Annotated in this window: 10 protein-coding genes; 8 read left to right on the plus strand and 2 right to left on the minus strand. The window is 64.0% G+C overall.

Annotated elements, in window-relative coordinates; genetic code table 11:
- The 5 genes from Q0520_RS11025 to Q0520_RS11045 all read left to right on the plus strand — a co-directional run.
- Window positions 1-1,204 (plus strand): HD domain-containing protein (locus tag Q0520_RS11025; protein ID WP_298670052.1); only part of this gene is annotated, 1,204 nt, incomplete at its 5' end.
- Window positions 1,205-1,211: 7 nt separating this feature from the next.
- Window positions 1,212-1,781, plus strand: a complete 570-nt coding sequence (locus tag Q0520_RS11030; protein ID WP_298670054.1) for a UbiX family flavin prenyltransferase — start codon at window positions 1,212-1,214, stop codon at window positions 1,779-1,781.
- Entirely contained in the window at window positions 1,765-3,006 is a 1,242-nt protein-coding gene (locus tag Q0520_RS11035; RefSeq protein ID WP_298670069.1) for a UbiD family decarboxylase, read from the plus strand. The genes Q0520_RS11030 and Q0520_RS11035 overlap by 17 nt, the downstream gene beginning before the upstream one ends.
- The gene (locus Q0520_RS11040; protein WP_298670056.1) at window positions 3,006-4,169 is read left to right on the plus strand and encodes an aconitase X catalytic domain-containing protein; all 1,164 of its coding nucleotides are present in this window, start codon (window positions 3,006-3,008) and stop codon (window positions 4,167-4,169) included. The genes Q0520_RS11035 and Q0520_RS11040 overlap by 1 nt, the downstream gene beginning before the upstream one ends.
- Window positions 4,170-4,174: 5 nt before the next feature.
- Entirely contained in the window at window positions 4,175-4,570 is a 396-nt protein-coding gene (locus tag Q0520_RS11045; protein ID WP_298670058.1) for a hypothetical protein, read from the plus strand.
- A gap of 33 nt (window positions 4,571-4,603) precedes the next feature.
- Here the strand turns inward: Q0520_RS11045 and Q0520_RS11050 are convergent, their stop codons facing one another.
- Window positions 4,604-4,996 carry a type II toxin-antitoxin system VapC family toxin gene (locus Q0520_RS11050; protein WP_298670059.1) on the minus strand — a complete coding sequence of 131 codons (393 nt, stop codon included), beginning with the start codon at window positions 4,994-4,996 and terminating at the stop codon, window positions 4,604-4,606.
- Window positions 4,996-5,223 carry an antitoxin VapB family protein gene (locus Q0520_RS11055; protein ID WP_298670061.1) on the minus strand — a complete coding sequence of 76 codons (228 nt, stop codon included), beginning with the start codon at window positions 5,221-5,223 and terminating at the stop codon, window positions 4,996-4,998. Before Q0520_RS11055 ends, Q0520_RS11050 begins: the two co-directional genes overlap by 1 nt.
- A gap of 176 nt (window positions 5,224-5,399) precedes the next feature.
- Between Q0520_RS11055 and Q0520_RS11060 the strand changes: the two genes are divergently transcribed.
- From Q0520_RS11060 to Q0520_RS11070, 3 genes are all read left to right on the plus strand, one after another.
- Window positions 5,400-5,657 (plus strand): hypothetical protein, encoded by a 258-nt coding sequence (locus Q0520_RS11060; protein WP_298670063.1) that lies wholly within the window; start codon window positions 5,400-5,402, stop codon window positions 5,655-5,657.
- Window positions 5,658-5,761: 104 nt separating this feature from the next.
- On the plus strand, window positions 5,762-7,237 hold the full coding sequence (locus Q0520_RS11065; RefSeq protein ID WP_298670065.1) for a S9 family peptidase: 1,476 nt from the start codon (window positions 5,762-5,764) through the stop codon (window positions 7,235-7,237).
- Complete coding sequence (locus tag Q0520_RS11070) at window positions 7,128-7,583, plus strand: hypothetical protein (protein ID WP_298670067.1); 456 nt, start codon at window positions 7,128-7,130, stop codon at window positions 7,581-7,583. The genes Q0520_RS11065 and Q0520_RS11070 overlap by 110 nt, the downstream gene beginning before the upstream one ends.
- The last annotated feature ends 169 nt before the right edge of the window (window positions 7,584-7,752 follow it).

Raw genomic sequence — 7,752 nt, forward strand, 5'->3', positions numbered from 1 at the left:
GATGAAAATCATCAAGGACCCGGTGCACGGCGACGTCGAGGTGGGAGAGACGGCCCTCGCACTCCTCGACTCCCCCGCCCTCCAGCGCCTCCGTCATATCAGGCAACTCGGCTTCGCCCACCTGGTCTATCCGGGCGCAAACCACACCCGTTTCGAGCACTCCCTCGGGACGATGCACCTTGCGGCCGTGCTCTGCCGTCACCTCGGCCTCGACACGGGCGAGAGCGACCTTGTCACCGCCGCCGCCCTCCTCCACGACATCGGCCACGGCCCCTTCTCCCATGTCACCGAGGCCTTCATGGTCGAGATGATGGGGAAGGGCCACCAGGACGCCGGCGACCTCCTCGGGGAGGGCGAGACTGCCGGCATCCTCGAAGACCGCGGCCTCGACCCGGCCGAGGTCGCCGCCGTCATCAACGGCACTCACAGGTACGCGGGGGCGATCCACGGCGACCTTGACGTGGACAGGATGGACTACCTCCTCCGCGACGCCCACTACACGGGCGTGCCCTACGGCCTCGTCGATGCCGGGCGGTTGATCAGGGCGACTGTCGGGACCGAGACCGGCGTCGCCCTCGACGCCTCCGGGATCAATGCGGCCGAGTCCCTGCTCATCGCACGGACCCTGATGCGCCCGGTCGTCTACTACCACCATGTCTCCCGGATCGCCACGGCCATGTTCCACCTCGCCCTCCTCTCCCACCTCGCGGGGAGCGGGGACGCAATCAGGGCGCTGATGCGCATGGACGACGCCGCCCTCTTCACCCGCCTCCTCGCCTCTCCCGACGGGACGGCACGCGACCTTGCCAGGCGACTCTACGAGAGGAGACTCTACAAGAGGGCCGTCTATGTCGGCAGAGGCCAGGTGAACGCCGTCGCCGTGCAGGCCCGGACCACCCTCGTCGAGAGCAGGCAGATCGCACGGGCGGTCGCGGAGGCGGCGGGCGTAGGGGAGGAGACGGTTCTCGTCGACATCCCGCCCTTCCCGACAGACATGTCGATGGAAGTGCGGGTGCGGGAGAAGAACGCCCTCGTCGGCCTCGAACAGGTCTCCCCCCTCCTGACGACCCTGAACGAGACGCGGCGGGAACAGTGGCGCCTCGGCGTCTACACCCTCCCGGAGCAGAGGGAGAGGGTGGAAGCGGCGGCCGTCGAGGTGCTCCACATCAAAAAACCGACGCAGCAGGACAGGTTACCGGTGTGAGGACGAGATGGAGAAGGAATATGTTATCGGCGTGACCGGCGCAAGCGGGATCGTCTATGCAAGGCGCCTCCTCGAGGTGCTCTCGGGGACGGCGCGGGTGCACCTCGTCGTCTCCGGGACGGCGCGGGAGATCGCCGTCCACGAAGGCGTGAGCCTCGACGGGTTCCCGGTGATCGAGGAGGACAACCACAACCTGGCCGCGGAGATCGCGAGCGGGTCTTTCCGGTACGACGGGATGGCAATCGTCCCCTGCTCGATGAAGACCCTCGCCTCGATCTCGGCGGGTTTTTCCGACACCCTTATTGCACGGGCGGCCGACGTCTGTCTGAAGGAAAGGCGGCGGTGCATCCTTGTCCTGCGGGAGATGCCCCTCTCGCACATCCACCTGCGGAACATGCTCGCCGCGGACGAGGCCGGGGCGACGGTGATGGTCGCAAGTCCGCCCTTCTACGGGCGGCCGCAGACGATCGACGACCTGGTGGACATGGTGGTCGCCCGCGTCCTCGACCACCTCGGCGTGGAGCACGATATCGGGAAAAGATGGAGCGGATATGATGACGATACGAGAGTTCATTGACAAGATGCGGGCGAAGGGCCTGGTCGACGAGATCGAAAGGCCGGTCTCCGACCGCTTCGAAGCGGCACAGATGGCGAGCACGACCGACAGGGTCCTCCTCTTCCACGACATCGGCGGGAAGAAGGCGGTGATGAACCTCACCGCGAGCAGGAGCACCCTTGCGGCGGCCCTCGGGAGCACGGAGGCCGACCTGGTGAAGAGGCTTTCCGGGGCGTCGTACTCCGGCACCCTGAAACCGATGGGAAAACTGGAGATGCGCCCGGCGGACCTCTCCGAGTTCCCGGTCATGACCTTCTTCCCGAAGGACGGCGGCCCGTATATCACGGCGGGGATCGTCTTCTCCCGTCTCGACGGGGTGGAGAACGCCTCCATCCACCGCATGATGGTGATAGGAAAAGACCGCGTCGCCGCACGCCTTGTCGAGGGCCGGCACACCGACGTCCTCCACAGGGAGGCGGTGAAGAGGGGCGAGAAACTGCCGGTCGCCATCGCCCTCGGCGTCCACCCGGCTATCACCTTCGCCTCCTGCACCCGCGTCCCCGAGGGGAAGGAACTTGAGTTCGCCGCCGAACTGATGGGCGGGGAACTCCCCGTATATGAGTGCTCGAACGGCGTCCTCGTCCCTGAGGCCGAGATCGTCCTCGAAGGGTATATCGGGACGGAGACGGCCGAGGAAGGGCCTTTCGTCGACATCACCGGCACCTACGACTTCGAGAGGGTCCAGCCCGTCATCGAACTCACCGGCATGTGGACGAAGGAGGACCCCATCTACCACTCCATCCTCCCCGGCGGGAAGGAGCACCGCCTCCTGATGGGCGTGCCCTACGAGCCGAAGATCTACCGGGCCGTCGCGGGCGTGACGACGGTCAGGAACGTCGTCCTGACGACGGGCGGGTGCGGCTACCTCCACGCCGTCGTCCAGATCCGGAAGAACACGCAGGGCGACGGGAAGAACGCGATCATGGCGGCCTTCGCGGCCCACACCTCCCTGAAGCATGTCGTCGTCGTGGACGAGGACATCGACCCCTTCTCCATGGAGGACGTGGAGTACGCCATCGCAACACGGGTGCGGGGCGACCGCGACCTGATGGTGATCACCGGGGTGCGGGGTTCCTCCCTCGACCCCTGCCGGGGCGGCGACGGCACGAACGTGAAGATCGGCGTCGACGCCACGATGGTGATGGGAGAGGAGGAAAAATATGTACGTGCAGGATGGAATGACTGATGTATCTGGAACCTGAAGAAGAAAAAATGCAGAATGGCGAGTACGGCGAGACGATGCAGCAGATGATGGAGATCCTCGTCGGACTCGGAAAGGTCTTCGGGGCCGAGAAACTCATCCCGATCGCGAGCGCCCAGGTCTCGGGGGCGTCGTACAAGACGATCGGGAAGTGGGGCCTCGAGTGGTTGCAGGGGATCGACGCCCATGTCGCCGTGCCGACTGTCCTGAACCCGATAGGCATGGCCCGCGACCGCTGGAAGGAGATGGGGATCTCCGAAGAGTTCGCTAAAAAGCAGGAGGAGGTTGTCGCCGCCTACGGGCGTCTCGGCATCAAACTCGAGTGCACCTGCACGCCCTATTATGTCTCCCAGACGCAGTACGGCGAGCACCTGGCCTGGGCCGAGTCGTCGGCGGTCTGTTACGCGAACTCGGTCATCGGGGCGCGGACGAACCGCGAGGGGGGGCCGGGCGCCCTTGCCGCGGCGATCGTCGGCAAGACGCCGTACTACGGCCTGCACATCTTCAAGAACCGCCTGCCGAATGTCGGGGTCACGGTGGACGACCCGGCGGCGCTGAAGGACGCCGCCGACTACGGGGCCCTCGGCTATGTGGCCGGGAAGATCGTCGGGAACAGGATACCTCTCTTCACCGGGATCAGGCCCCCCCGCGACCACCTCAAGGCCCTGGGAGCGGCAATGGCGGCGACGGGAGCGGTCGCCCTCTTCCACGTGGATAAGATCACCCCGGAGTCCCGCCTGCCGACTTTCAAGCGCGACGTGGCTGAGACGGTCGAGATCAGGATGGACGAGGTGCGGGAGGTCTTCTCCGCGGTCGACGTGGACGCAGTCGCGGTCGGGTGCCCCCACCTCTCTCCGGCCGAACTCGGCCACCTCGCCGGACTCCTTGCCGGGAAAAAGGTGAATAAGCCCTTCTTCGTCTTCGCCGCACAGGGGGTCATCAGGGAGAACCGCGAGGCGGTGGCGGCGATCGAGAGGAGCGGGGCGCGGGTCTATGCCGACACCTGCGTCGTCGTCTCGCCTGCACTGGACAGGTACGACGCCATCATGGTCAACTCGGGGAAGGCCCTCGCCTATGTGCCGACGATGTGCGGTGCGGTGGCGCGGATAGGGACGATGGAGGAGTGCGTGGCTGTCGCCACGATGTGAGGGTTATGACTGCCGCACCTTTCGAGAGTCTGCCGGGGAAGGACACGAGAGAGCGGTTCGCCTCTCTCGGCATCCGGGAGGGAGGGGAGACCGACCTCCTCGCCCTCCGCACGATCGCCCGCGACCACGAGGTCGAGGTCTGGGTCTACTTCGACGGGGAGGTCGCCCGCACTTCCACTATCGAGAGCGACCTTGCGGACTTCGAGATGGTCCCGGAGGCCGACCGCCCCTTCATGGAACTCCGCCGCTTTTTTGCATTCATGGAGACGATCGAACCGGGTTTTGCCGCGGCGATGGAGACGAGACCTGTCACGGCGGAGGTCGTCGCCGTCGGGGACCGCGAGGCTTTCTGCGCCTGCGTGCTCGTGCCGAGGCCGTACGTGAAGGTTGTCGTCGGGTAGGGGGACGGCCTCGAAGGTCCCGATCTCCGACGATCAGTAGCCGACGACTTCGATACCCGGGACCTGAGAGAAGTGGTCGTCACGGGTGATCAGGACGCCGTCGTGACAGAGCACCGTCGCCGCGATCACCTCGTCGAAGTCGCCGATCGAGACCCCCTTCTTTTTCAATTCCGCCGAGAGCGGACCGAACACCTCGCAGACACGCAGGTCAAGGGGCAAAATCTCAAAGAGCGAGAGAAGCACCCTGACCTTTTCGATGTTCTTCTCGCTCCGGGCCGAGAGATGGGCACCTTTGTAGAGTTCGAGGGCGGTGACCGCGGTGGTGCTGAGTGCGATATCCTGTTCTTCATATGAGGTGTAAAGACCGACCGCGGGGGGGTTCCGTCTCAGAAGGTCGACGAGAAAACAGGTGTCGGCGACCGGCATCAGATGTTGACCTCTCTCAATCGTGCTCTCCGCATATCTTCGGATACTTTTTCGACGCTGTCGGCGAGGTCGTCGCACCTCCCAATCTCCTTCAGCACCTCGGACAGTTTCCTTTTCCTGGGGTAGTGCCGCACGATCACGTCTGAAAAACTGTCTTTTTCGGATCTTTTCAGACCTTTCAGGAGATCGTACGCCTCGTCGGTGATGGATATCGTCCTCGTCCCCATATGACCCCGTGTATGTATGTGTGTGCATATAAGAATTGGGCCGGCGAGTTATGGAGGGCAATCGCAGGATCGGATCGAGAAGAGCAGACGAGAGGAATACCCCGAAAACGATAGATACCCCGGCACTCCATCACAGATCACCACCTTCATCCCGGAAAACGTCAAAGAGAAAAAATATGGATATCCCCCAGGAGGGTTTCGCGGACGTGCCCGGTGGACGGGTGAGATATCATGTCGCCGGCGCGGAGGAGGGCGGCACCCCCCTCCTCGTCCTCCACGGCGGTCCGGGCTGCACCTCAGACTATCTCGAACCTCTCGCCGTCTTCGAGGGGGCGTCCCACGAGCACCACCACCACCTGGAGGCGACGGACGCCTACCTCGCCGTCGTCAGGGAGTTCCTCGAAAGGGCCGAGAATGGTCCGCAGGCCCCCTGACCCCCACGTTTTTTGCGGCGGTATTCGCCCGCAATCAAAACCCCGACATCCCCCCTTTTCCCCGAAACCTTAAATGAAATGGCACAGAGTGATCAGCGGATACGATGAAAGTCCACTTCAACGACGAGAGTTTCTCCTTCCAGTACCTCCGCGTCCTCGGGACGATCGCCGCCGGAGGTGCGGACATCGGCGAGTGCCTGATGACCGCCGCACGGATCAGGGAACATGACGTCGAGAGCTGGTATGCAGAGTGGCGGCGGACGGCCGAACAGGTTGAGGGCTATGCCTGCGAGGCCGGTGCCGGCCGCGTCAGCGCCGGAGAGGCATATATGCGGGCTTTCTCCTATTACCGGACGGCTGAGTTCTTCCTCCACGGGGACCCGGCCGACCCGCGGATCGTCGAGACCTGGGGGAAATCGCGCACCTGCTTCAGGCAGGCCCTCGCCCGCCTCGGCGTCGGGCACGAGATCGTCGCCATCCCGTATGAGGGGACGACCCTCCCCGGTTATTTCTTCCCGGCGGGCAGGGAAGGGCGGCCGACCGTCGTCCTCACCACCGGCTTCGACGGCACCGCCGAGGAACTCTACCTTGACTACGGGGTCTCGGCCCTGAAGAGAGGATACAACGTCCTCGCCTTCGAGGGGCCAGGACAGGGCGCCGTGCTGCGGGAGCAGGGCCTGACCTTCAGGCCCGACTGGGAAGCGGTCGTGACCCCGGCCATAGACTGGCTCCTCGCCCGGCCGGAGGTCGACCGCGAGCGGGTCGCCATCATCGGCGCCTCGATGGGCGGCTACCTGGCGCCGCGGGCGGCCGCCCGCGACCACCGGATCGCCGCACTCGTCGCCAACGGCGGGGTCTTCGACGCCGACTACACGAAACTGACCGTGATGGCGAAGGACGTCATCAAGGTCCTCCACACCGACCCCGCCACCTTCGACGCCGCCGTGCGGGAGGTGATGAAGACCGACCCCGCGATCCGCTGGGCCTTCAGGCACGGCATGTACGTCTACGGCGCCGCCTCGCCGCACGAGTGGCTCCTCATGTCGCAGGCCTACACTCTTGCGGGGATTGCCGGCGATATCGCATGCCCCACCCTGGTCATCGAGGCCGCAAACGAGCGTTCATTCCCGGGCAGGGCCCGCCTCCTCTACGACGCCCTCGCCTGCGAGAAGGAGTGGATGCCCTTCCCGGCCGCCGAGGGGATCGAGGAGCACTGCGGCACCGGCGGCACGATGCGGCGGAACCAGCGGATCTTCGACTGGCTCGACCGGGTGCTCCGGGCGGGGGAAGACGAGACGGGAACAACAGATAGACGATCGTCCCAGAAACGACATATACTCCACCAGAGATATTTCGCATCGTGGAGAAGGCCCGGTGCCCTGACAGGGCCCTGCACGACTCGCACCGGGAGACCCCTCCTCCACCCCGGGGAAAGGTATGGAGAAAAAGAAAGGGAAAATCATCCTCCTAGTGGTTGTCCTCGTCACGGTCGTCACCGTCGCCAGCATCCATCTCGTAAACCAGAGCGAGGAGACCCGCATCGAAGAGCAGAAAGAGGCCATTCGCCAGACCATCCCTGACATCAACGACCGGGACCTGGAGTACCTAATGTCCAGGAACATCTATGCCACCTATGGAACGGTCCGGCATAACCAGGACCTCGATGAGATACTCCGGTCGGCAAAAGAAGAATTCAAAGAGAAAGATTTCTACCATTGGGACGGCGGCGGCGGCCCGATCTTCGGCCATGGCGTCGATTATCTGAGGTGCATCGAGATCTACCTCTATGACGAATTCCCGGTGACCAGGGCGACCACAGACGAGATCTATCAGGTCATCGAGGCGCATGCCCGTGAGACCGGGACAAACGACACGCCCGTTATCTTCATCCGAGCCGGCCTCATCAAACTCGATACGAGAATATAGGCAAGACCCCCCAAAAGATGGGCGAACATTATAGTACGCCGGAGATATTCGATCCATGCCACGAATAAATAATCCAGACAGAAAAAATCTCATTCTCCTATTTTACGTCTCCATCTTTGCTCTCCTCGCCGCCGCCCTGTATTTTTTCAGGGGCGAAGGCGGGTCCGTC

Source organism: uncultured Methanofollis sp. (assembly GCF_937919355.1).
Lineage (GTDB): Archaea > Halobacteriota > Methanomicrobia > Methanomicrobiales > Methanofollaceae > Methanofollis.

Coding starts and splice junctions, on each gene's coding strand:
- Q0520_RS11030 (WP_298670054.1), top strand. CDS start 1,212: ATGGAGAAGGAATATGTTATCGGCGTGACCGGCGCAAGCGGGATCGTC.
- Q0520_RS11040 (WP_298670056.1), top strand. CDS start 3,006: ATGTATCTGGAACCTGAAGAAGAAAAAATGCAGAATGGCGAGTACGGC.
- Q0520_RS11045 (WP_298670058.1), top strand. CDS start 4,175: ATGACTGCCGCACCTTTCGAGAGTCTGCCGGGGAAGGACACGAGAGAG.
- Q0520_RS11050 (WP_298670059.1), bottom strand. CDS start 4,996: ATGCCGGTCGCCGACACCTGTTTTCTCGTCGACCTTCTGAGACGGAAC.
- Q0520_RS11055 (WP_298670061.1), bottom strand. CDS start 5,223: ATGGGGACGAGGACGATATCCATCACCGACGAGGCGTACGATCTCCTG.
- Q0520_RS11060 (WP_298670063.1), top strand. CDS start 5,400: ATGGATATCCCCCAGGAGGGTTTCGCGGACGTGCCCGGTGGACGGGTG.
- Q0520_RS11065 (WP_298670065.1), top strand. CDS start 5,762: ATGAAAGTCCACTTCAACGACGAGAGTTTCTCCTTCCAGTACCTCCGC.